This window comes from Mycobacterium sp. E2699 (assembly GCF_001666745.1).
GTDB lineage: Bacteria > Actinomycetota > Actinomycetes > Mycobacteriales > Mycobacteriaceae > Mycobacterium.
On sequence record NZ_LZJH01000091.1, the window covers coordinates 19,395 to 40,467 of the forward strand.

The following is a 21,073-nucleotide window of genomic DNA, read 5'->3' on the forward strand; positions in this document are numbered from 1 at the left end:
ATCCTCGATTCCCCTGGGCGCCTGTCCGCAAACTCAGGCGGGTGCGCACGCCTCCACTGCGGCACCCACCTTATCGACCAGCACCAACCGGTCCATCGCGGCTTGCGCGATGTAGCCGCTGTCGACCAATCCGCACAGCCACAGCCACAGGCCCTCGTAGTGCCCGAAGGGGTCGAGCAGCACGATGGGCTTGCCGTGCACCCCGAGATAACCCGTGGTCCAGGCGTCGAACAGCTCGTCGAGGGTGCCGACGCCGCCGGGCAGCACGACGAACGCGTCCGCGCGCTGCTCCATGACGTGCTTGCGCTCGTGCATGGTGTCGGTGACGACCAGCTCGTCGGCCCGCGCGTCGGCGACCTCGCGGCGCATCAGGTTCTGCGGGATGACGCCGACGGTCCGCCCGCCCCGGGCCCGCGCCGCGCCGGCCACCGCGCCCATCGCCGAGACCCGGCCGCCGCCCCACACCAGGGTCCAGCCGCGCTCGGCGATCGCCTCGCCGAGTTCCGTAGCGAGCGCAAGCAATTCGGGGTGCTCGGGGCCCGACGCGCAATACACGCACACCGCCCAGGCGGCTGACGGATCGCGTTCGGAGGGCATAGAACGAAAGGTAGACCACACCCGATGCGGCTCGCACACCACGCGCAATAAAATCCGGCGGGTGCCGATTCGATGGAACGTCCCCCAGCATGAGGAGGCGTTGCAGCGGCTGAACGACGCGCTGGCGGCCGGCCGGGGCGCCGTCGTGCTCGGCCCCGACGGGTGCGGCAAATCGACCCTGGCCCGGTTGGCCGCCGAGGCCTACGCGGGCGCCCACCCGGGCACGCTGACCCGCTGGGTCACCGGCACCCCGACCGAGCGGCCCGTCCCCTTCGGGGCGTTCGGCCACCTGGTCGCCATCTCCGAGATCGGCAAGCCCGCGGCGCTGTTGCGCGCGGCGCGGGAATCGCTGGGCGGCTACGGGGAAAGCAAGCTGCTGCTCGTCGTCGACGACGCCCACGAGCTCGACGTCCTGTCGGCCACGCTGGTGTACCAGCTGGCGCTGGCCGGCACGGCCCGGATGATCGTCACCGCCCGCGCCGAGGTGGCGCCCGAGGCCGTCGCGGCGCTGTGGACCGACGGCCTGCTGGACCGGATCGACATCGAGGCACCCGGCGGAGTGACCACCCCCGCCGAGGTCGACGCCTTCCTCGCCGAGTTACCGGCCGCGGCGCGGGTCGTGCTGGACTATCTCGCCATCGAGGAACCGCTGTCGCTCGCCGACCTCACGGCCCTCGCCGGCCCGGGCGCGGCCAGCGAGGCCGTGGACCTCGGCGCGGCGGAGACCCGGGACCGCGGCGGGCGTTCCGACGACCCCGTCGTGTACACGGCGCACCCGCTGTTCGCCGAGCGCGCGCTCGCCGCGCTGGGCGCCGACGACGCACGCCGGCGGCGCACCGAGATCGTCGAGGTGCTGTCGCGGCACCCGTCGGAGCACCTCAGCGACCGGCTGCGATTGGCGAACCTGGCGCTCGACAGCGACACCCCCCAGCGGGCCGCCGACGTCGCCGCCGCCGCGCAGCAGGCGCTGCGGCTGGGCGACCTCGCGCTCGGCGAACGGCTGGCCCGCTCGGCGCTGGAGCGGTCGGGGGGCCTGGCGGCGCGGCTGGCCCTGGCCCACGCGCTGGCCTGGCAGGGCCGCGGCCGCGAGGCGGACGCGGTGCTGGCCGCCGTCGACGCGGGCGCGCTGGCCGAGCCGGCGCTGATGGACTGGGCCCTGCTGCGGGCCGCCAACCAGTTCTGGATGCTCAGCGAACCCGAACGGGCCACCGCGTTCCTGCGGACCATCCGCGGCCGGGTGTCCGACCCGGGCCCGCGGACCACGCTCGACGCGCTGGGCGCCACCTTCGCGATGAACGCGGGCAACGTCGGCTACGCGGTCAAGGTCGCCGGCGAGGTGCTGGGGTCGCCGTCGGCCGACGACCAGGCGGTGGCCTGGGCCGCCAGCGCGTCCGCACTCTGCGCCGCGCGGCAGGGCCGGTTCGGCGACGTCGAATCGCTGGCGCAGCGCGCCCTGGCCGCCGAGCACCCCGGGCTGCTGCGCTTCACGATCGGGCTCGGCCAGACGACCGCGCTGTTGATGGCGGGCGAGCTCGCCCCGGCGCGCGAATTGGCGCAGCAGTTCACCGACTTCGCCGAATTGCAGCAGCCGGGCCGCGCGATCGGCGAGGTGTTGCTGGCGCATGTGCTGATCGCCGACGGCGACTTCGCCCGCGCCGTGGCGCTGCTCGGCCCGGCGGCCGCCATCCTGCAACGCACCGGCTACTCGTGGGGGCCGCTGTCGCTGACGCTGTTGGCCATCGCGCTGGCCCAGCAGGGCGACACCGCCGCGACCGCGAAAGCCTTGAGCCGGGCCGAATCCCGGCACGGCACCAAGTCCGCACTGTTCGCCCCGGAGCTCGGCGTGGCGCGGGCGTGGCGGCTGGTCACCATGCGCGACGCCCGGGGCGCCGTCGCCGCCGCCCGCGAGGCCGCGCGGATGGCCGAACGCGGCGGCCAATCGGCGGTGGCGCTGCGCGCCTGGCACGAGGCCGTCCGCCTCGGGGACACCCGCGCGGGGGATCCGCTCGCCCGGCTGTGCGGCGAGATCGACTGTGCGGCAGGGCGGCTCGCCCTCGCCCACGCGCGTGCCCTGGCGGCCGGCGACGGCGCGGCGCTACGGGCGGTGTCCGACGAGCTGGCGGCGGTCGGGATGCGTGCGGCGGCGGCCGATGCCGCCGCGCAGGCGGGCCGCCTCGGCGCCTAGCACCGCAAACGGGCGCGCCGCATTGTGCGCCAACCGTGACACCGCCGTGTCAACGCGGTGACCATGACGCCTCACTCTTTCCGAAAGTGATTTCGCTCGGCGGTGGGAGGCTGATGCGTATCCGCCCTTCGCGTGCGGCCAGACTGCTCGCGGCCGGTTTGCTGATCGCCGCGCTGACGACTGACGCGGCCTCGGTCGTCGGCCCACCGGCCGCCCGGGCGGCGGCCACCGCGCCGACGCTGCCGCTCGGCCACGCCGGCCGCTGGATGACCGACGCGGACGGGCGCGTCGTCATCCTGCACGGGCTCAACCAGGTGTACAAGGTGCCGCCGTACGAGCCGTCGGCCGACGGGTTCGGCGATGACGACGCGGCCTTCCTGCAGGCCAATGGATTCAACGCGATGCGGCTGGGTGTCATCTGGGCGGCCGTCGAGCCGCAGCCGCTCAGCTACGACGACAACTACCTCGCCTCGATCGCGCAGACCGTGGCGACGCTGGCGTCGCACGGCATCGTCAGCCTGCTCGACTTCCATCAGGATCTGTACAACGAGGCGTTCCAGGGCGAGGGCGCGCCGGGCTGGGCGGTCGCGCAGGCAGGCCTGCCCAACCCGCAGCTCGGCTTCCCCGGCAACTACTTCCTCAACCCCGCCGAGGAGTACGCGTGGAGCGCGTTCTGGCGGAACGCCCCGGCGCCGGACGGGATCGGGCTGCAGGACCACTACGCGCGCGCCTGGGCGCACGTCGCGTCCTTCTTCCGGGGCAACCCCGGCGTGTTCGGCTACGAGGTGCTGAACGAGCCGTGGCCCGGCTTCATCTGGGAGGGCTGCTTCAACTTCGTGCTGGGCTGCCCGGTGCAGGACCACAAGCTGACCGTGTTCTACCGGAAGGTCGTGCCGGTGATCCGCGCGGCCGACCCCACCACGCTGGTGTTCTTCGAGCCGAACACGCTGTCCGACGAGGGCGTCCACACCGACCTCGGCGGGGTGGTCGACCCGAGCACCGGGTTCTCGTTCCACGACTACTGCGCCATCGAGTCGGCGTTGCACAAGAACATCACCTGCCGCTTCCAGGACGGCCTGACGATCACCAACGCCAACCTCTACGCGGACTTCCATCACATCCCGCCGCTGCTGACGGAGTTCGGCGCCACCAACGACCTGAACAACCTCGCCGAGGTGATGCGCCACACCGATCACCAGCGGATGGGCTGGCTGGAGTGGGCCTACACCGGCAACGACAAGACGAGTTCCTCGCCGACCGACCAGGCGCTGGTGTTCAACCCCGCGCTGCCGCCGACCGGCGCCAACGTCAACACCGCGAAGCTCGCCGTGCTCGCCTCCCCCTACCCGCAGGTGGTGGCGGGGACGCCGCGGGAGTGGTCGTTCCGGTCGGGCGTTTTCCGGCTGTGCTACACGACCGAGCGGGCCGACCGCGGGGGCAGTTTCGCGCCCGGCGCCCAGACGTTCATCTCGGTGCCGCCCGTCGAGTATCCGAACGGCTATCAGGTGAATGTCACAGGCGGACAGGTGGTTTCGCCGCCCAACGCCCCCGTGCTGGCCGTCGTGGCCAATCCGGGGGCCGCGGCCGTCGACGTGGTCGTGGCGCCGTCGTGATGCTCAAATGGCGACTACGCGAACAAGGTTTTCCAGTCCCGCGAAGGCATCGCCATTGCGGGTGTAGAGGTCGAGGCGACGCGCGTGTGCGGTGGCCGCGATGAGCAAGTCGGCGAATCGGCTCCGGGGCTTTCGTCCCTCTCGGACCACCGCGGCAACGACGAGCCCGTAGCTGCGCGCGGCGGTCGCGTCGAACGGGATTGGCTCCAGTACGGATTCGACTTCCTGCAACCGCGCCTGACGCTTCGCCGCCTCCACCGCGTTCGCGGCCAGATGCGGACCGGATGCCAATTCGGCTGCGGTGATTGCAGATATCGCGATCTCGTCGGGAAGCGCGGCCACCACGGCCGGGTCATGCCAGTCGATCACCACGGAGGTGTCGACCAGACCCGAGGACACTCAGAGACCCTGGTCGATCAAACGGTCCAGATCGGCGCGAAACCGGCGATGGTCGATCCGCACGGCGGACGCCGCCAGCGCCGCGACTTCGTCGCGCGAGATGAAAGAGCGACGGCCGGCTCTGATGGGACGGAGCTCGGCTACCGGCTCGCCGTTTCGCGTTACGACGAAGGTCTCACCGGCCGTCACCGCTTCGATCACCTTGGCGTTGTCGTTTCGCAGCTCACGCTGGGCGATTGTCCGAACCATCCCCGTTAGTGTAGCGCTTTGTGCTACAGCGCGCTACGCACTGAGATAGCGCCGCAGCATCTCCACCGCGGCGGTGATGTTGGCGACCGGCACCCGCTCGTCGCGCGCGTGCGCCACGTTGGGGTCGCCCGGACCGAAGTTCACCGCCGGGATGCCCCGCGCGGCGAACCGCGCCACGTCGGTCCAGCCGTACTTCGCCCTGACGCGCCCACCGGCGGCCTCGACGAGCGCCTTGGCCGCGGGTTGCGACAGGCCGGGCAGCGCGCCCGCCGCGGCATCGGTCTGCTCGATGCGCACGTCGAGCCCGTCGAACACGTCGCGCACGTGCTGCAGCGCCGCATCCACCGAGCGGTCGGGGGCGAAGCGGAAGTTGACCGTCAGCGAGGCCGCGTCGGGAATCACGTTGCCGGCCACGCCGCCGTCGATGCGCACCGCCGACAGGCCCTCGCGGTACTCGCAGCCGTCGATGTCGACCCGGCGCGGGCTGTACGAGGCGAGCCGGTCCAGCACCGCGCCGAGCTTGTGAATGGCGTTGTCGCCCAACCAGGCTCGCGCCGAATGGGCGCGCGTGCCAGCGGCGCTGATCACCACGCGCAGGGTGCCCTGACAGCCGGCCTCGATATAGCCGCCGGTGGGCTCGCCCAGGATGGCGACGTCGGCGGCCAGCCAGTCCGGCAGCTCGCGCTCGATGCGGCCCAAACCGTTTGCGGCCGCGTCGATTTCCTCGCAGTCGTAGAAGACCAGCGTCAGGTCGTGCACCGGGTCGGCCACGGTGGCGGCCAGGTGCAGGAAGACCGCGTCACCGGATTTCATGTCGGCGGTGCCGCAGCCGTACAGGTCGGCACCGTCCAAACGGCTGGGCAGGTTGTCGGCCACCGGGACGGTGTCGAGGTGGCCGGCCAGCAGCACCCGCGACGGTCGGCCCCACGAAGTGCGGGCGAGCACGGCGTTGCCGTTGCGGACGATCTCGAAACCCGGCGCCTGGGCGCGCAGCGCGGCCTCCACCTCGTCGGCCAGGCGCGCCTCGTCGCGCGATTCGCTGGGGATGTCGACCAGCGCAGCGGTCAGCTCGATCGGGTCACCGCGCAAGTCCAGCACGCCCCCATTCTGCCCACCAGACGCAAAAGCCCCCTTTTCATCGGCGTGTCGGGGGCTTTTGTGTCTGCTCGCCCCAGGCAAGTAGCGTGTCCGCCGTGACTGGAGCTGCGGGTATCGGGCTGGCGACGCTGGCGTTCGACGGGTCAATTCTGGACACCTGGTTCCCGGCCCCGGAGCTGACGGAATCGGGCATCGGCGGGACGTCGCGGCTGGCGCTGTCCGACATCCCCCCTGAGTTGGCCGCGCTGCTCGGCCGCGACGACGACCGCGGCACCGAGACCGTCGCGGTGCGCACGGTCATCGGCTCGCTCGACGACGTGGCCGCCGACGCCTACGACGCCTACCTGCGGTTGCATCTGTTGTCGCACCGGCTGGTGGCGCCGCACGGGCTGAACGCCGGCGGCCTGTTCGGGGTATTGACCAACGTCGTGTGGACCAATCGCGGGCCCTGCGCGATCGAGGGCTTCGAGGCGGTCCGGGCGCGGCTGCGCCGGCACGGCACGGTGACCGTCTACGGCATCGACAAGTTCCCGCGGATGGTCGACTACGTCCTGCCGACCGGGGTGCGCATCGCCGACGCCGACCGGGTGCGGCTGGGCGCGCACCTGGCGCCGGGCACGACGGTCATGCACGAGGGCTTCGTCAACTACAACGCCGGCACCCTGGGGGCGTCGATGGTAGAGGGGCGCATCTCGGCCGGCGTCGTGGTGGGCGACGGGTCGGACATCGGCGGCGGGGCGTCCATCATGGGCACGCTCTCCGGCGGCGGCACCGAAGTCATCTCGATCGGCAAGCGGTGCCTGCTCGGCGCCAACGCGGGCCTGGGCATCTCCCTGGGCGACGACTGCATCGTCGAGGCCGGCCTCTACGTCACCGCGGGCACCAAGGTCACCACGCCCGACGGCGCGGCGGTCAAGGCCCGCGAGCTTTCCGGGGCGAACAACCTGCTGTTCCGGCGCAACTCGGTCACCGGCGCGGTCGAGGTGGTGGCCCGCGACGGTCAGGGCATCGCGCTGAACGAGGACCTGCACGCCAACTGAGTCACCGGTCTTCGCTTCCGGCCCCCATCGTCGTCCCGATGGTTTCCGGCAACAGATACGTGCACAACAGGCCGGCCGCCAGCAGGGCGGCCAGCATCAGGCCGATCGCCCAGCTGCCGTAGGTCGCCAGCAGTGAGCCGGCGAGCAGCGGCGGCAGGGCCCCGCCGATGACGCCGGCGAGGTTGAGGGCCAGCGCCGATCCGCTGTAGCGGTACCGCGTGGCGAACAGCTCCGGAATGAAGGCCGCGGTGGGTCCGGAGCCGATCGCACCACCGACGGCCATGCCGACGACGGCGACCACGTACAGCGCCGGGTTGCGGGTGTCCAGCAACGGCATCACCACGAACGCCCACGGCAAGAGGATCGACCAGCCCAGCAGCATCAGGCGGCGGCGCCCGACCCGGTCGGACAGGGTGGCCGAGGCCGCGACCGTGGCGATGCTGATCAGCCCGGTCAACGCGCCCACCGACCAGATGAAGCCACGCGTATACCCGAGGTGGGAATTGGCGTAGATGAGGAGGTAGGTGTGGCCGAGGTAGCCGAACCCGAATCCGCCCAGCAGGCTGCCGCCGGCCAGCAGGATCTCGCGGCGCTGCACGCGCCACAGCTCCCCGAGCGGCGCCTTGGGGACCAGGTTGCGGGCCTTCTCCTCGGCGAACACCGGGGTTTCGTCGATGTTGAGCCGCACGTAGAGGGCGATGCCGATCAGCGCCGCGCTGAACAGGAACGGCAGCCGCCATCCCCACTGCATGAACGCGGCGCTCTTTTCGCCGATGCTGAAGTTCACGCCCAGAAAGGTCACGCTGGCCAGCACGGACGCGGTGCCGGCGCCGAGCAGGGTGAACATGCCGTAGCGGCCCCGCTTGCCGGGGGGCGCGTACTCGGCGCTCAGCAGCGCCGACCCGGCCCATTCGCCGCCGACGGCGAACCCCTGCATGAGCCGCAGCAGGATCAGGATCACGGGGGCGAAGGCGCCGATGGCGGCCGTGCTGGGCACCAGCCCGACGCTGACGGTCGACACGGCCATGATCAGCAGCGTGGCGATCAGTGTCTTCTTGCGCCCCAGCCGGTCGCCGAAGTACCCGAAGACGGCCGCGCCGAGCGGCCGGGACAGGAACGCCGTCGCGAACGTCGCCATCGCGGCGACGATGCCCAGCGTCGAACCGAGTCGGGGGAAGAACACCGTCGGGAACACCAGCGCCGCCGCCGTGCCGTAGATGAGGAAGTCGTAATACTCGATCGCCGAGCCGACGAGGCAGGCGGCCGCAATCCGCCGCATGGGCGTCGGGGCGGTTCGCGCCGCGACTGTCGGCAGTTCCGTCACGCCTACGACGGTAGGTGAAGGTTCACGGTCGCGCTCGACGGAAAAGCTGGCAAAACGCTGCGTGTCGCCTAAGGGCCATTCACCGCGAGCGTGCGTGTTTGTACATAGACACGCCGTTGAGGCCGTACATCTGCGCACGCTCGCGCCCGGGTTCGGCCCGACTCAGCCCTCGGCGAGCAGCTGCTTCTTGAGCACCTTGCCCATGGCGTTGCGGGGCAGCGCCTCCACCAGGCGCACCTCGCGCGGGCGCTTGTGTATCGAGAGCTCCTGGGCGACGTGGTTGATCAGGTCGTCGGCCCGCAGCTCGGAGGAGCCGACGACGTAGGCGACGATGCGCTGGCCCAGGTCCTCGTCGGGCAGCCCGACGACGGCCGCCTCCTGCACGCCGGGGTGGCCCAGCAGCGAGGTCTCGATCTCTCCCGCGCCGACGCGGTACCCGCCGGACTTGATCAGGTCGACCGATTCACGCCCGACGATGCGGTGCATGCCGCCACCGTCGATCACCGCGACGTCGCCGGTGCGGTAGAAGCCGTCGGGCGTGAACGCCTCCGCGGTGGCCTCGGGCCGGTTCAGGTAGCCGTCGAACATCATCGGGCCCCGAACCTGAAGCCGCCCAACGGTTTCCCCATCCTGCGGCACCGGGGCGTCGTTGTCGTCGAGCAGCCGGGTCTGCACGCCGGCGACGGGCAGGCCCACCCAGCCGGCGCGGCGCTCGCCGTCGGCGCGCGTCGAGATGGTGATCAGCGACTCCGACGCGCCGTACCGTTCGATGGGCTGATGCCCGGTGAGCTCGGCCAGCCGGTCGAACACCGGCACCGGCAGCGGCGCGCTGCCGGACACCAGCAGCCGCGCCGGCCGCAGCGCCTCGGCCGCCGACGGGTCGGCCACCACCCGCGACCACACCGTGGGAACGGCGAAGTACAGGGTTCCGCCCCATTCCGAGCAGGCCTGGGCGTAGCCGGCCGGCGTCGGTCTTCCGGTGTGCACGAAGCGGTTTCCGATCCGCAGCGACCCGAGCAGGCCCAGCACCAAGCCGTGCACGTGGAACAGCGGCAGTCCGTGCACGAGGACGTCGTCGGCCGTCCACTGCCAGGCCTCCGCCAGCGCGTCGAGGTCGGCGGCGATCGCGCGTCGGCTCAGCTGCACGCCCTTGGGCAGGCCGGTGGTGCCCGACGTGTAGATGATCATCGCCGTCGCGTCGGGCGACGGCTCGGGGTAGCGGTGCCAGGAGCGGGCGTGCAAGCGAACCGGGATGTGCGGCAACCCGTCGCGGTCGTCGGGGTCGGGGCCCAGCCACGCCTCCGCCCCGGAGTCGGTGAGCATGTGCCGGCGCTCGGCCACGCCGACGTCGGACGGCACCGGCACGAAGGGCACGCCGGCGATCAGGCAGCCGGTGACCGCGAGGACGGTGGCCGCGGTCGGCGTGGCCAGGATCGCGACCCGGTTCGCACCGGCGACCCGCTCGGCCACCGACGTTGCGGCACCGACCAAGTCGCCGCGGCTGAGCGTGGCGCCGTCGATCCGCACTGCGTCGGCGATGTCGGTGGTGGTAACGGCCGAGGGATTGAGCGACGCGAGTAGCACGTCTGCAGGTTACCCGGCGGCCTCAGGCCTGCTCGTCCCAGATCTTGATCAGGGTGGACAGGATCTCCTCGCCGCGGCCCAGCCCACCGAGATGACTTTCACCCGGCAGCACGATCAGCTCGGCGTCGGGCAGCAGGGACACGACGTGCTCGCCGTGCGCGAAGGGGACGATGTGGTCGCTGTCGCCGTGCCACCAGCGGACCGGGACCTTCACCTCGTCCAGCCGGAAACCCCAGTCCTGGGTGAACAGGATGACGTCGTTGAAGGGGGCCGCCAGTTGCTTGCGGCTGCCGTTGAGCAGGTCGTCGAGGAACATGGCCCCGAACTCGGGCCGGGTGAGCAGCCGCCGGTCGCCTTCGGGCGATATCGCGGCGTACAGATACAGCGCGGGGTTCGCTACGGGACGGATCATCCGGACCACCAGGCTGGCGCCGATACGCAGCGGGTCGCCCCCGAGCCGCAGCAGCGGCGCCACCCGCTTGCCAAGGTTCATCAGGCCGCTGGTGATGCCCTCGTCACCGAGGAAGGGCGCGACGCCGCCCAGCACGCCGGCCGCCACCACGCGATCGGACAGCACCGCGGCCGCCGCCAGCGCGTACGGGCCGCCGCCGGACAGGCCGATGACGGCCATCTTGTCGATGCCCAGCGTGTCGGCGATCGTCCGCAGGTCGTCGCCGAAGGCCCGGATGTTCTCGTACCGGTGGGGCGTCGACGACCCGATGCCGGGCCGGTCCAGGCCGATCAGCCGGATGTTGTGCTGTTCGGCGTAGACGCGGGCCTCGACCGGGATCTGCCGGCGGGCGCCGGGGGTGCCGTGCAGCCAGAACATCGCGCGCCCCTGGGGGTTACCGAACTCGGCGAAGCCGATCTGGCGATCCTCGCCGACGGCGATGTTGCCTTCGAGCTTGGGGCGGGCGATCTCGATGACCATGCCCAGAAGCTTTGCATGTGACGAGCCGATTACCAAAGGCTCACGAGCGCCACCGAGTCCGGACCGATGACCGTTCACCGAAACCGCTATCGCGGGCGCTACCACTTCGTGAATGGGGTGCGACCACGCTACGACCCGAGCGGCCGCTCCCCGATGACCCTGTCGGCCCGCAGGGCGGCCAGCTCGTCGTCGGAAAGGCCGAGCCCGCAAAGGATCTCGTCGTTGTGCTGACCCAGCGTCGGCGGGGCGCTGCGGTGGTGACGCGCCGGCCCGGGGGCGATCCGAAACGGCCAGCCGGGATACCGGTGTGATCCGGTGACGGGATGCACGAGCTCCTGGTAGAACCCGCGAGCGTCGAGCTGGGCGATCTCGTACATCCGCTCTCCGGTGATCACGCGCTCGGCCGGGATGCCCTGCGCCGCAAGGGCTTCGACGATCGCTTCCGGAGCCTGGGTGCGGGTCCACGCGGCGACCAGTGCGTCGAACGCGTCGTGGTCGACTCCCGGCTCTTCGGGTAACGACAGGGCCACCCACGCGCCGTCCTCGTTCGTCGGGTACACCCCCTGCAGGTAGCCGCGCCGGCGGTTGCCCTCCCGCGCTGACACGACGCCGTTCATCGAGTACTCGATCACCGGTTCGGCGGTCACGGCGGCGGCGACCTCGATCTGGGCGACCTCGATCAGTTGCCCCTCCCCGGTGCGGCGCCGGTGCTCGAGCGCGGCCAGCAGCGCGACCCCGGCGTGCACGCCGACGATCGGGTCGGCCGGCCCCTGCGGGTTGCAAGGCGGCCCGTCCGCGTATCCGGTGACGGCCGACATCCCCGCGGTCTGCTCGAAGTTGAGCGCCCAGCCGACGTAATCGCGCCAGGGGCCCTGAAGGCCGAAACCCGGCATCCGGACCATGATCACGTCGGGCTTCAGCGCCACCAGCGAGTCATAGTCCAGACCGAACTGCTCGACCACGCGCGGCGAGAAGTTCTCCACGACAACGTCGGCCTGTGCGGCCAGCCGCCGGACGATGTCCCGGCCGCGCCGCGAGGTCAGGTCCAGCGTGAGGTCCTTCTTGTTGAGGTTGGTGGCCTGCCATAGGCCGCTGCGCTCGTACCAATCGTCGCCCTCGAAGGGAAACGCGCCGGAGTAGCGGAAGCCGTCGGGCCGCTGGATCGACTCGACCTTGACGATGTCGGCGCCGAACGCGCCCAGGTAGCAGGTCAGATATGCGCCCGCCCAGAAGGTGCTGAGGTCGAGCACCTTCACCCCCGCAAAGGGAAGGGCCCCTGACGCCTGGGTAGATGCCGGATGATGCTGCACCACGGGGCCTTTGGTCAGGCGGAAGGGCGCACTGGGGCGTTGGAACGCCCCGCCGTCGAGGAAGAACTCGCGCTTGGCGTATTGCGGACATTCCAGCACGGTGGCGCCGTCGTTGACCGGGGTGGCCGGGATCCGCAACGCCTGGCTCAGGTCGACGATCTCGGCGACGGTCTGCTCGGCGAGCAACGGCTCTGCGCGAGCATAGAATTCGCCGCGTTCGGGCCCGCCCAACATGATCGGGATCTGCTGCTCGCCGAACTCGGGCAGTCCCAGCATCGCGCACACGTCCAGCCAGTGCTGGCCCGTCAGGCAGTTGATCCCCACCCAGCCGTCGGCGGCGCGGACCACGCCCAGCATCGGAGCCCCCCGGGCATTGGCGGGCAGACCCAGGCCGAGCATCTTCTGCGCCATCAGCATGGGATACGGCAGCGTCGACAGCAACGACTCGAATTCCGAAACATCCACCTGCACAACCTCATCGGATGCGCAACGCAGTGCGGTGAGCGCGCCCAGCGCGCCGTAGGCGCCCGCGACGTACTCGGCGATCCGCGCGCCGACCTGCACCGGCGGGCGGTCGGGATCGCGGGCGCTGACCCAGCCCGACGCCGCCTGCAGCGTCAGCGACGTGGCCGGCCGGTCCCGCCACGGCCCGGACTGCCCGAATGCAGAGAAGCGGAGCAGCACCAGGTTCGGGTTGAGCCCGCTCAGGGCGTCGCGGTCGAATCCCCAGCCTTCCAGCGTTCCGGGCGGGAAGTTCTCGATGACCAGGTGCGCACCCGCGATCAGCTCGCGGGCATCCTCGAGCGCCGCAATTCGCTTGCCGGCGTTCAGATATTGAAATAATCCGCTGCGTTCGGGATCCGGAACGCCGCGGGGAAACGGGCCCCAGTGGCGCAGCGGATCTCCGCCCGGCGGCTCGATCTTGGTGACCTCGGCGCCGAGGTCGACGAAAAGCTTTGCCGCATAAGGGCCGGAGATCTCCCTGGTGATTTCGACGACGGACAGCCCCGCGAGGGGTCCGCTCACGCGGGTACCCCGATTGCCATTTGTTCCATGTACTGGTGCAGCCCGGCGATGCCGCCGCCCTCGCGCCCCAACCCGCTCAGCTTGAACCCGCCGAACGGCGCGCCACCGGGACCGCACCCGTTGACCGCGACCTGCCCGGTGCGGATGCGTCGCGCGACGCCGACGGCACGGTCCACATCCCCGCCCCACACCGCTCCGGAAAGCCCGTACCGGGAGTTGTTCGCGATGGCGACCGCCTCGTCGTCGTCACGGTAGCGCAGCACCGTCAGCACCGGCCCGAACACCTCCTCCTGGGCGATGGTCGAATCCGGGTCGACGCCGGTGAGAATCGTTGGCTCGAAATAGAATCCGACGTCCAGGCCGGCCGGGCGGCCACCTCCCGTTGCCAGCCGGGCTCCGTCGTTGACCGCGCCGTCGACGTGCGCCTGGACCCGGTCCCGCTGCGCCGCGCTGATCAGCGGCCCCATCTGCACGTCGGGGTCGGCGGGATCGCCGACCTTGACGTCGCGGGCCAGCGCCACGAGCCGGTCGACCACGTCGTCGTGCAGCGAATCGGGCAGCAGCATCCGGCTGTGCAGGATGCAGGCCTGCCCGGCGTGCAGCGAGCACGAGTCGAACAGCATCTGCTGCAACATCTCGTCGGTGACCTCGGTGTCGTCCAGGACGATGCTGGCCGACTTGCCGCCCAGCTCCAGCAGGATCCGCTTCATGGTGTCGCCCGCGGCGGACATGACCTGGCGCCCGACGACCGAACTGCCCGTGAAGCTCACCATGTCGATGCGCGGGTCGGCGGTGAGCAGCTTGGCCGCCTCGATGCCCGACGGCGTGACGACGTTGACCACCCCGGGCGGGATGTCGGTATCCTCGTCGATGATCCGCGCGAGTGCGAGCCCCGCGAGCGGGGTCAGCGGCGAGGGCTTGAGCACGACGGTGTTGCCGGCGGCCAGAGCGTGGTTGAGCTTCATGACGTTGAGGCAGTGCGGGAAGTTCCACGGCGTCAGGACCGATACGACGCCCAGCGGCTGGTGACGGAGCAACGTGGTGCCCGCGCTCATCCCGGTCACCGCCTCCTCGCCCAGCTGTTCGGCGAGCTGGGCCGCGACCATCGACATGTATCCGGCCCCGTCGATCTGCATCATCCGCTCGTTCGAAACGCAGCCCCACTCCGCCTGCGACAGCGCGAAAAACTCGTCGGCGTGTTTCAGCAGCGCCGTGCCGAGCTGGTTGAGGCAGCCGGCCCGCTCCTGCGGGCCCATGCGGCCCCACGGCCCGCTGTCGAAGGCCCGGCGCGCGGCGTCGATCGCTGCGCCGACCTGGGCGATGCTGGCGTCGGGCGCGGTGCCGATCGATTGTTCGGTGGCCGGATTGATGTCGTCGTAGCGACCGTCCTCCGCGTCGACCCAGCTGCCGTCGATGTAGAGCTGGTAGGTGTCGACAAGGGATCCCGCGGTTTGCAGCTCGGTCATGCGCGCTTCCTCACCCGAACGTCGGTCATCTAGACAGCCAGTGTTCACCCATGGCTCCCCGGCGTCAATCATCAAATCGGCGAATTCCGTCCTATTTCATTGCGTTGGCGGTGCATTGACAGACCTGGCCGGACCGAGTAGACACAACGTCGCAAGACACATTGGTGTGATGTGTCGGATCGCCTGCCGAGGGAGGCCCGCCGTGCGGACCACGTTTCCCGCTTGTCTGTTGCACTCCCCCGACTTCTACGCGGGCGACCCGTACCCGGCGTACCGGGAGCTGCGCGCGTCGTCGCCGGTGTGCTGGAACGATGTGACGAACTTCTGGGCGCTGCTGAAGTACGAGGACGTCCGCTTCGTGTCGAGCAACCCGGCGCTGTTCTCGTCGGCGGGGGGCATCACCATCCCCGATCCGGCACAGCCGAGCCCGGTCCAGCCGGGCAGCCTGATCTTCACCGACCCGCCGCGGCACCGGCAGATGCGCAAGCTGATCAACTCCGGGTTCACCCGGCGCCGGGTGGCCGTCCTCGAGCCGAAGATCCGCGAGATCGTGCGCGGCATTCTCGATGGCGTACAACCCGATTCGGTCCACGAGTTCGCCGAGGAGATCGCCGCCCCGCTGCCCACCCGGATGATCGCCGAGCTGATCGGCGCCCCTCCCGACGACTGGGAGCAGTTCCGGGCGTGGTCGGACGCCGCCACCGGAAGCGCCGACCCGGAGATCGAACTCGATCCCCTGGTGGCCATGGGGCAGCTCTTCGAGTACTTCCAGAAGCTGATCGCCCAGCGGCGAGTCGAGGCGCACGACGACCTGCTGTCGGTGCTGGCCGGCGCGGAGATCGACGGGGTCCGGCTCACCGACGAGGACCTGCTCAACTTCGCGTTCCTGTTGCTGGTGGCCGGCAACGAAACCACCCGCAATCTCATCGCCTTGGGCACGCTGGCGTTGATCGCCCACCCCGACCAGTGTCGCCTGGTGGTCGAGGACCGGTCGCTGATCCCGGGCGCCGTCGAGGAGATGCTGCGCTGGAACAGCCCGGTGGTGCACATGGCCCGCACCGCGACGGCCGACGTCGAGATCCGCGGGCAGCGCATCGCCGAGGGTGACACGGTGGTGATGCTGTACGGGTCGGCCAACCGCGACGAGGACATCTTCGGACCTGATTCCGAGGAGTTCAGGGTGACCCGGCACCCGAACCCGCACATCGCGTTCGGTTGCGGCGAACACTCTTGTGTCGGTGCGCAGTTGGCGCGTTTGGAGGCGTCGGTCATGTTCGACGAGCTGCTGCGGCGGTTTCCCCGGCTGGAGCTGGTCGGCGAGGTGGACCGGATGCGGGCCACGATGGTGCCCGGCGTGAAGCGGATGCCGGTGCGGCTCGGGGCGGCCGGTTGATGGAGCTCGACTACACGCCCGAGCAACAGCGGCTGCGCGCCGAGATCCGCGCCGCGCTGGAAAAGGTGATGACGCCCGAACGAACCATGGCGCTCAGCGAGCGCATGGAGGGCGGTCCCGAGGTGCGGGAATGCGTACGGGCCCTGGCCGCGGCCAACCTGCTGGGCGTCGGCTGGCCCAAAGAATATGGCGGACGGGGTTTCTCGGCGATCGAACAGTTCATCTTCGCCCAAGAAGCGCAGCGAGTCAACGCGCCCATCCCGCTGGTGACGCTCAACACGGTCGGCCCCACTTTGATGCAATGCGGCACCGAGGAGCAAAAGCAGAAATTCCTGCCGGCCATCCTCGACGGCAGCGTGGAATTCGCGATCGGATACTCCGAGCCGGGCGCGGGCAGCGACCTGGCGTCGCTGCGCACCACGGCGGTGCGCGACGGCGCGGACTGGGTGATCAACGGCCAGAAGATGTTCACCAGCGGCGCCGCGTATGCCGATTACATCTGGCTGGCGGCGCGAACCGACCCGAACGCCAAGAAGCACAAGGGCATTTCCATCTTCATCGTGCCCACCTCGTCGCCCGGGTTCTCCTGGCAGCCGCTGCACACCATGCCGGGCATCTCGACCTTCTACACGTTCTACGACGACGTCCGGGTCCCGGACAGCGCCATCGTGGCCGGCGAAAACCAGGGCTGGCAGCTGATCACCACCCAGTTGAACTTCGAACGCGCCGCCCTGGGCAACCTCGGGGCGCTCGAGCCCCTGTTCGAGAAGACCCTGGAGTGGGCCACCGTCACCGATCTCGACGGTGGCCGCGTCATCGACCAGCCCTGGGTGCGGCTCGCTCTGGCTCGGGTCGAGGCGCAGGTCGCCGCCTACAAGCTCGTCAACATGCGGGTCAACGCGGCGATGACGAAAGGCGTGCTCGGCATGGGAGAGGCTTCCGCCGCCAAGGTCTTCGGCACCGAGCTCACGCAACAGGTCGCCCGCCAGCTGCTGGAGGTGCTCGACGGCAACGGGGTGCGCCGCGGCGAGGACGCGCCGCTGCGCGGCGCCCTGGAAACCGCATATCGCTGGGCGGTCATCAATACGTTCGGCGGTGGCGCCAACGAGATTCAGCGTGACATCATCGCCATGGCCGGGTTGGGGATGCCGAGGGCGCCCCGCGACCTTCGCGCCCAGCAGACAACAGGAGGACCATGACCGAGCAAGAATCCGAGGTGCGCGCCAAACTGCGGGCGCTCGTCGGCCAGCCCACCGGCGGCACCGGACTGCCCTCGGTGGCACCGGATCCGGTCAACCAGCCGATGATTCGGCACTGGGCCCATGCGCTCGACGACATGAACCCCGTCTACCTCGATCCGGAGTTCGCGGCGTCGTCGCGGTTCGGCGGCATCGTGTCGCCGCCGGTCATGCTGCAAACCTGGACGATGCCGTCTCCGAAGCTGGAGGGGATCGGCGACCGGGGCGGCGCCCCCGTCGAGATCCTCAGCAACCCAACGGCGTTCCTGGACGAGGCCGGATACACCAGCACCGTGGCCACCAACTCGGAATTCGAGATCGAACGCTATCCCCGGCTGGGCGATGTCATCAGCTCGACGTCGGTGTTCGAGGAGGTCTCCGACGAGAAGACGACGGCGCTGGGCACCGGGTTCTTCCTGACCTGGCTGATCACCTACACCGACCAGAACGGTGAGGTGCTGGGGCGGCAGCGATTCCGCGTGTTGCGATTCAGGCCGGCGCGCTGATGGCCACCCGCCTGGCGCCGGCCATCAGCCCGGACACCGAGTTCTTCTGGAACGGCTTGCGCGAGCAGAAGCTGCTCATCCAGCGCTGCTCCGGATGCGGGGCGCTGCGCCACCCGCCCCGCCCGATGTGCCCGCACTGCCGGTCTCTGGACTGGGAGGCGATCGAGTCGTCCGGCCGCGGCACCGTCTACAGCTATGTGATGCCGCACGAACCACGGTTCCCGTTCTTCGACTACCCCTACATCGTGGCGCTGGTGCAGCTCGACGAGGGGGTGCGGCTGGTGTCGAACCTGTGTGGCATCGACCCCGCCGACGTCACGGTCGGGATGCCGGTCGAAATCTACTACCAGACTTTCGATAACGACCTGGTGCTGCACCAGTTCCGGCCCGTCCGGTAGGTGGCGCAATGGATTTCACGTTCACCGAGGAGCAGGAGACCATCGCCGAGCTCGCCCGCGAGATCTTCGAGCGCCGCGCCGCCCCCGACCGGCTGACCGAGCTGGAAGCCGGCGAGACCCGTTACGACCCGGCGCTGTGGAGTGAGCTCGCCGCCACCGACCTGCTGGGTGCGGCGCTACCGGAGGCGGACGGCGGGAACGGCGGCGGCTTCCTGGAGCTCGGCGTGCTGCTGGCCGAGGTCGGCTGGAGCGTCGCACCGGTGCCCGCCTACGCGACGCTGGTGCTCGGCGCCGACCCGATCGCCCGGCACGGAAGCCCGGAGCAACGGCGACGGTTCCTGCCCGGCGTCGCCGCCGGGACCCGCATCCTGACCGCGGGCCTGCAGGGCCCCGCCGCCACGGCGCGCCGCGACGGCCCCCGTTGGCGCCTCGACGGGGTCAAGGAGCTGGTGCCGGCCGCCCAAATCGCCGACACCATCCTGATTCCGGCAGCCATCGACGAGGACGACACCGGCCTTTTCCTGCTGCCCGCCGACGCCGGCGGCGTCGAGGTCCGGCCGGTCGCGACCACCAACCGCGAACCGCACGCCGACGTATTCCTCGATGGCGCAACCGTTTCCGCCGACGACCGGCTCGACGGCCCGGTCGGATCGCTGCACACCCGCGCCCTGGTCGGGCTGTGCGCGATCCAGCTCGGCGTCTGCGAACGCGCCCTGCGCATCGCGGCCGAGTACACCAGCGGCCGTGAGCAATTCGGGCGGCCCATCGGCAGCTTCCAGGCCGTGCAGCAGCGGCTGGCCGACGCCTTCATCGACGTCGAGGCGATCCGCTGGACCACCTGGCACGCGGCCTGGCTGATCGCGCGGGGACGCCCCCCGGGAGAGGCCGAGCGGGCGGCCCGCATCGCGAAGTTCTGGGCGGCCGAGGCCGGCTCGCGGGTCGCCGCCAGCGCCCAGCAGGTCCACGGCGGCATCGGCATCGACGTGACCTACCCGCTGCACCGCTATTTCCTGTGGGCCAAGCACAACGAGCTCACCCTCGGTCCCGCGCCCGCCCAGCTGGCCAGTATCGGCAGTACCTATCCGGAAGGAATCCGATGACGACCGCTGACAGCCACACCACGCTCAAGTGGGCCGACATCAACGTCGGCGACGAGGTGACCCCGCTCGAAATCCCGATCACCACAACGATGATCGTCGCCGGCGCGATCGCCTCACGGGATTTCATGCCGGTGCATCACGACCGCGACTTCGCTAAGAAGCAGGGCTCGCCGAACCTGTTCATGAACATCCTGACCACCAACGGGTACTGCGTGCGCTTCCTCACCGACTGGGCCGGCCCCGAGGCGATGGTGAAGAACCTGTCGATCCGCCTCGGTGTGCCGTGCTTCCCCGACGACCCGCTGCGCTTCACCGGCACCGTGACTTCCAAGACCGAGGGCTCCGGCGGGGAGAACTTCGTCGAAGTGACGTTCAAGGGTTCCAACAGCCTCGGCGATCACGTCTCCGGGACCGCGGTGCTCAGCCTGCTGGACGGGGCGGGCGCGTGACCTCCTCGCTTCCCGGCAGCTGCGCCATCGTCGGCATCGGCCAGACCGAGTTCTCCAAGGACTCCGGGCGCAGCGAGCTCCAATTGGCCTGCGAGGCGGTCAGCGCCGCGCTCGACGACGCCGGCCTGACGCCCGCCGACGTCGACGGCATGGTGACCTTCACCATGGACTCCAGCGACGAGATCGACATCGCCCGCAACGTGGGCATCGGCGACCTGAGTTTCTTCTCCCGCGTCCATCACGGCGGCGGCGCGGCGGCCGGCACCGTCGTGCACGCGGCGATGGCCGTCGCGACCGGCGTCGCCGACGTCGTGGTGTGCTGGCGCGCGTTCAACGAACGGTCCGGCTTCCGCTTCGGCGGCAGCGGGCGCGACATGACCGCGACCCCGCTGTTCATGGCGCACTATGCTCCGTTCGGACTGCTCACCCCGGCGGCCTGGGTCGCCATGCACGCCCAGCGCTACATGTCGACGTACGGGGTGACCAACGAGGACTTCGGTCGTATCGCCGTCGTCGACCGGGCGCACGCGGCGAACAACCCCGACGCCTGGTTCTACCAACGCCCGATCACGCTGGAGGATCACCAGAACTCGCGCTGGATCGTCGAACCCGTGCTGAGACTGCTGGATTGCTGCCAGGAGAGCGACGGCGGCGTCGCCCTGGTGGTGACCAGCGCCGAACGCGCCCGGGATCTTCGCCAGCCGCCGGCGGTCATCACCGCGGCCGCCCAGGGCGCGGCCGCCAACGGCGAGATGATGACGAGTTACTACCGCGAGGACATCACGGGGCTCCCGGAGATGGGGGTGGTCGCCAACCGGCTCTGGCGCGATTCGGGCCTCAAGCCCCAAGACATCCAAACCGCCTTCATCTACGATCATTTCACGCCGTTCGTGTTCACGCAGCTCGAGGAGCTCGGCTTCTGCGGGCGCGGCGAGGCCAAGGACTTCGCCACCGTGGAGCGGCTGTCGCTCGGCGGGGAATTCCCGATCAACACCAACGGCGGGCTGCTCGGCGAGGCGTACATCCACGGCATGAACGGCATCACCGAGGGCGTGCGGCAGATCCGCGGTACCTCGCACAACCAGGTCGAGGGCGTCGAGCACGTGCTCGTCACGTCGGGCACCGGCGTGCCCACCAGCGGACTGATCCTCGCGCCTGCCGACTAAG

At 70.3% G+C, this 21,073-nt stretch carries 19 protein-coding genes; 10 read left to right on the forward strand and 9 right to left on the reverse strand.

Annotation, left to right across the window (positions count from 1 at the left end; translation table 11 throughout):
• Window positions 1–33 precede the first annotated feature (33 nt).
• The gene (locus A5696_RS16640; protein WP_067881136.1) at window positions 34–597 is read right to left on the reverse strand and encodes a TIGR00730 family Rossman fold protein; all 564 of its coding nucleotides are present in this window, start codon (window positions 595–597) and stop codon (window positions 34–36) included.
• 61 nt (window positions 598–658) lie between these two features.
• On the opposite strand from A5696_RS16640, the gene A5696_RS16645 reads away from it, so the two are divergent.
• Window positions 659–2,782 carry an AAA family ATPase gene (locus A5696_RS16645; protein WP_067881139.1) on the forward strand — a complete coding sequence of 708 codons (2,124 nt, stop codon included), beginning with the start codon at window positions 659–661 and terminating at the stop codon, window positions 2,780–2,782.
• Between the two features lie 113 nt (window positions 2,783–2,895).
• On the forward strand, window positions 2,896–4,395 hold the full coding sequence (locus A5696_RS16650) for a cellulase family glycosylhydrolase (RefSeq protein WP_067881142.1): 1,500 nt from the start codon (window positions 2,896–2,898) through the stop codon (window positions 4,393–4,395).
• 3 nt (window positions 4,396–4,398) lie between these two features.
• On the opposite strand, the gene A5696_RS16655 is transcribed toward A5696_RS16650, so the two are convergent.
• Genes A5696_RS16655 through dapE form a run of 3 tightly spaced genes read right to left on the reverse strand, consistent with a single transcriptional unit; the run spans window position 4,399 to window position 6,141 of the window.
• Window positions 4,399–4,794 (reverse strand): type II toxin-antitoxin system VapC family toxin, encoded by a 396-nt coding sequence (locus tag A5696_RS16655; protein WP_067881146.1) that lies wholly within the window; start codon window positions 4,792–4,794, stop codon window positions 4,399–4,401.
• A complete protein-coding gene (locus A5696_RS16660; RefSeq protein ID WP_067881149.1) occupies window positions 4,795–5,043 on the reverse strand; it encodes a type II toxin-antitoxin system Phd/YefM family antitoxin in 249 nt (82 codons plus the stop codon).
• Between the two features lie 33 nt (window positions 5,044–5,076).
• Entirely contained in the window at window positions 5,077–6,141 is a 1,065-nt protein-coding gene (dapE, locus tag A5696_RS16665) for a succinyl-diaminopimelate desuccinylase (RefSeq protein ID WP_067881152.1), read from the reverse strand.
• A gap of 86 nt (window positions 6,142–6,227) precedes the next feature.
• Here dapE and dapD point away from each other — a divergent pair, with 86 nt between their 5' ends.
• The gene (gene dapD / locus A5696_RS16670) at window positions 6,228–7,181 is read left to right on the forward strand and encodes a 2,3,4,5-tetrahydropyridine-2,6-dicarboxylate N-succinyltransferase (protein ID WP_156738435.1); all 954 of its coding nucleotides are present in this window, start codon (window positions 6,228–6,230) and stop codon (window positions 7,179–7,181) included.
• Window position 7,182: 1 nt separating this feature from the next.
• Here dapD and A5696_RS16675 read toward each other — a convergent pair whose 3' ends face one another.
• From A5696_RS16675 to A5696_RS16695, 5 genes are all read right to left on the reverse strand, one after another.
• On the reverse strand, window positions 7,183–8,460 hold the full coding sequence (locus A5696_RS16675; RefSeq protein ID WP_067881320.1) for an MFS transporter: 1,278 nt from the start codon (window positions 8,458–8,460) through the stop codon (window positions 7,183–7,185).
• 207 nt (window positions 8,461–8,667) lie between these two features.
• Window positions 8,668–10,089 carry an acyl-CoA synthetase gene (locus A5696_RS16680; protein ID WP_067881155.1) on the reverse strand — a complete coding sequence of 474 codons (1,422 nt, stop codon included), beginning with the start codon at window positions 10,087–10,089 and terminating at the stop codon, window positions 8,668–8,670.
• Between the two features lie 22 nt (window positions 10,090–10,111).
• On the reverse strand, window positions 10,112–11,020 hold the full coding sequence (locus A5696_RS16685; protein ID WP_067881158.1) for an alpha/beta fold hydrolase: 909 nt from the start codon (window positions 11,018–11,020) through the stop codon (window positions 10,112–10,114).
• 128 nt (window positions 11,021–11,148) lie between these two features.
• Entirely contained in the window at window positions 11,149–13,356 is a 2,208-nt protein-coding gene (locus tag A5696_RS16690; RefSeq protein WP_067881160.1) for a CaiB/BaiF CoA-transferase family protein, read from the reverse strand.
• Entirely contained in the window at window positions 13,353–14,822 is a 1,470-nt protein-coding gene (locus A5696_RS16695) for an aldehyde dehydrogenase family protein (protein ID WP_067881163.1), read from the reverse strand. The genes A5696_RS16690 and A5696_RS16695 overlap by 4 nt, the downstream gene beginning before the upstream one ends.
• Window positions 14,823–14,991: 169 nt before the next feature.
• On the opposite strand from A5696_RS16695, the gene A5696_RS16700 reads away from it, so the two are divergent.
• Genes A5696_RS16700 through A5696_RS16730 form a run of 7 tightly spaced genes read left to right on the forward strand, consistent with a single transcriptional unit; the run spans window position 14,992 to window position 21,072 of the window.
• Window positions 14,992–16,215 carry a cytochrome P450 gene (locus A5696_RS16700; RefSeq protein WP_067881166.1) on the forward strand — a complete coding sequence of 408 codons (1,224 nt, stop codon included), beginning with the start codon at window positions 14,992–14,994 and terminating at the stop codon, window positions 16,213–16,215.
• A complete protein-coding gene (locus tag A5696_RS16705; RefSeq protein ID WP_067881169.1) occupies window positions 16,215–17,414 on the forward strand; it encodes an acyl-CoA dehydrogenase family protein in 1,200 nt (399 codons plus the stop codon). Before A5696_RS16700 ends, A5696_RS16705 begins: the two co-directional genes overlap by 1 nt.
• Window positions 17,411–17,959, forward strand: a complete 549-nt coding sequence (locus tag A5696_RS16710; protein ID WP_067881172.1) for a MaoC family dehydratase N-terminal domain-containing protein — start codon at window positions 17,411–17,413, stop codon at window positions 17,957–17,959. Before A5696_RS16705 ends, A5696_RS16710 begins: the two co-directional genes overlap by 4 nt.
• Window positions 17,959–18,357, forward strand: coding sequence for a Zn-ribbon domain-containing OB-fold protein (locus tag A5696_RS16715; protein WP_067881175.1), 399 nt, complete (start codon window positions 17,959–17,961; stop codon window positions 18,355–18,357). The genes A5696_RS16710 and A5696_RS16715 overlap by 1 nt, the downstream gene beginning before the upstream one ends.
• An 8-nt stretch (window positions 18,358–18,365) precedes the next feature.
• The gene (locus tag A5696_RS16720; RefSeq protein WP_067881178.1) at window positions 18,366–19,457 is read left to right on the forward strand and encodes an acyl-CoA dehydrogenase family protein; all 1,092 of its coding nucleotides are present in this window, start codon (window positions 18,366–18,368) and stop codon (window positions 19,455–19,457) included.
• The gene (locus A5696_RS16725; protein WP_067881181.1) at window positions 19,454–19,906 is read left to right on the forward strand and encodes a MaoC family dehydratase; all 453 of its coding nucleotides are present in this window, start codon (window positions 19,454–19,456) and stop codon (window positions 19,904–19,906) included. The genes A5696_RS16720 and A5696_RS16725 overlap by 4 nt, the downstream gene beginning before the upstream one ends.
• On the forward strand, window positions 19,903–21,072 hold the full coding sequence (locus tag A5696_RS16730) for a lipid-transfer protein (RefSeq protein WP_067881190.1): 1,170 nt from the start codon (window positions 19,903–19,905) through the stop codon (window positions 21,070–21,072). The genes A5696_RS16725 and A5696_RS16730 overlap by 4 nt, the downstream gene beginning before the upstream one ends.
• Window position 21,073 lies beyond the last annotated feature (1 nt).

Coding starts and splice junctions, on each gene's coding strand:
- A5696_RS16640 (WP_067881136.1), bottom strand. CDS start 597: ATGCCCTCCGAACGCGATCCGTCAGCCGCCTGGGCGGTGTGCGTGTAT.
- A5696_RS16650 (WP_067881142.1), top strand. CDS start 2,896: ATGCGTATCCGCCCTTCGCGTGCGGCCAGACTGCTCGCGGCCGGTTTG.
- A5696_RS16660 (WP_067881149.1), bottom strand. CDS start 5,043: ATGGTTCGGACAATCGCCCAGCGTGAGCTGCGAAACGACAACGCCAAG.
- A5696_RS16675 (WP_067881320.1), bottom strand. CDS start 8,460: ATGCGGCGGATTGCGGCCGCCTGCCTCGTCGGCTCGGCGATCGAGTAT.
- A5696_RS16685 (WP_067881158.1), bottom strand. CDS start 11,020: ATGGTCATCGAGATCGCCCGCCCCAAGCTCGAAGGCAACATCGCCGTC.
- A5696_RS16695 (WP_067881163.1), bottom strand. CDS start 14,822: ATGACCGAGCTGCAAACCGCGGGATCCCTTGTCGACACCTACCAGCTC.
- A5696_RS16700 (WP_067881166.1), top strand. CDS start 14,992: ATGTGTCGGATCGCCTGCCGAGGGAGGCCCGCCGTGCGGACCACGTTT.
- A5696_RS16705 (WP_067881169.1), top strand. CDS start 16,215: ATGGAGCTCGACTACACGCCCGAGCAACAGCGGCTGCGCGCCGAGATC.
- A5696_RS16710 (WP_067881172.1), top strand. CDS start 17,411: ATGACCGAGCAAGAATCCGAGGTGCGCGCCAAACTGCGGGCGCTCGTC.
- A5696_RS16715 (WP_067881175.1), top strand. CDS start 17,959: ATGGCCACCCGCCTGGCGCCGGCCATCAGCCCGGACACCGAGTTCTTC.
- A5696_RS16720 (WP_067881178.1), top strand. CDS start 18,366: ATGGATTTCACGTTCACCGAGGAGCAGGAGACCATCGCCGAGCTCGCC.
- A5696_RS16725 (WP_067881181.1), top strand. CDS start 19,454: ATGACGACCGCTGACAGCCACACCACGCTCAAGTGGGCCGACATCAAC.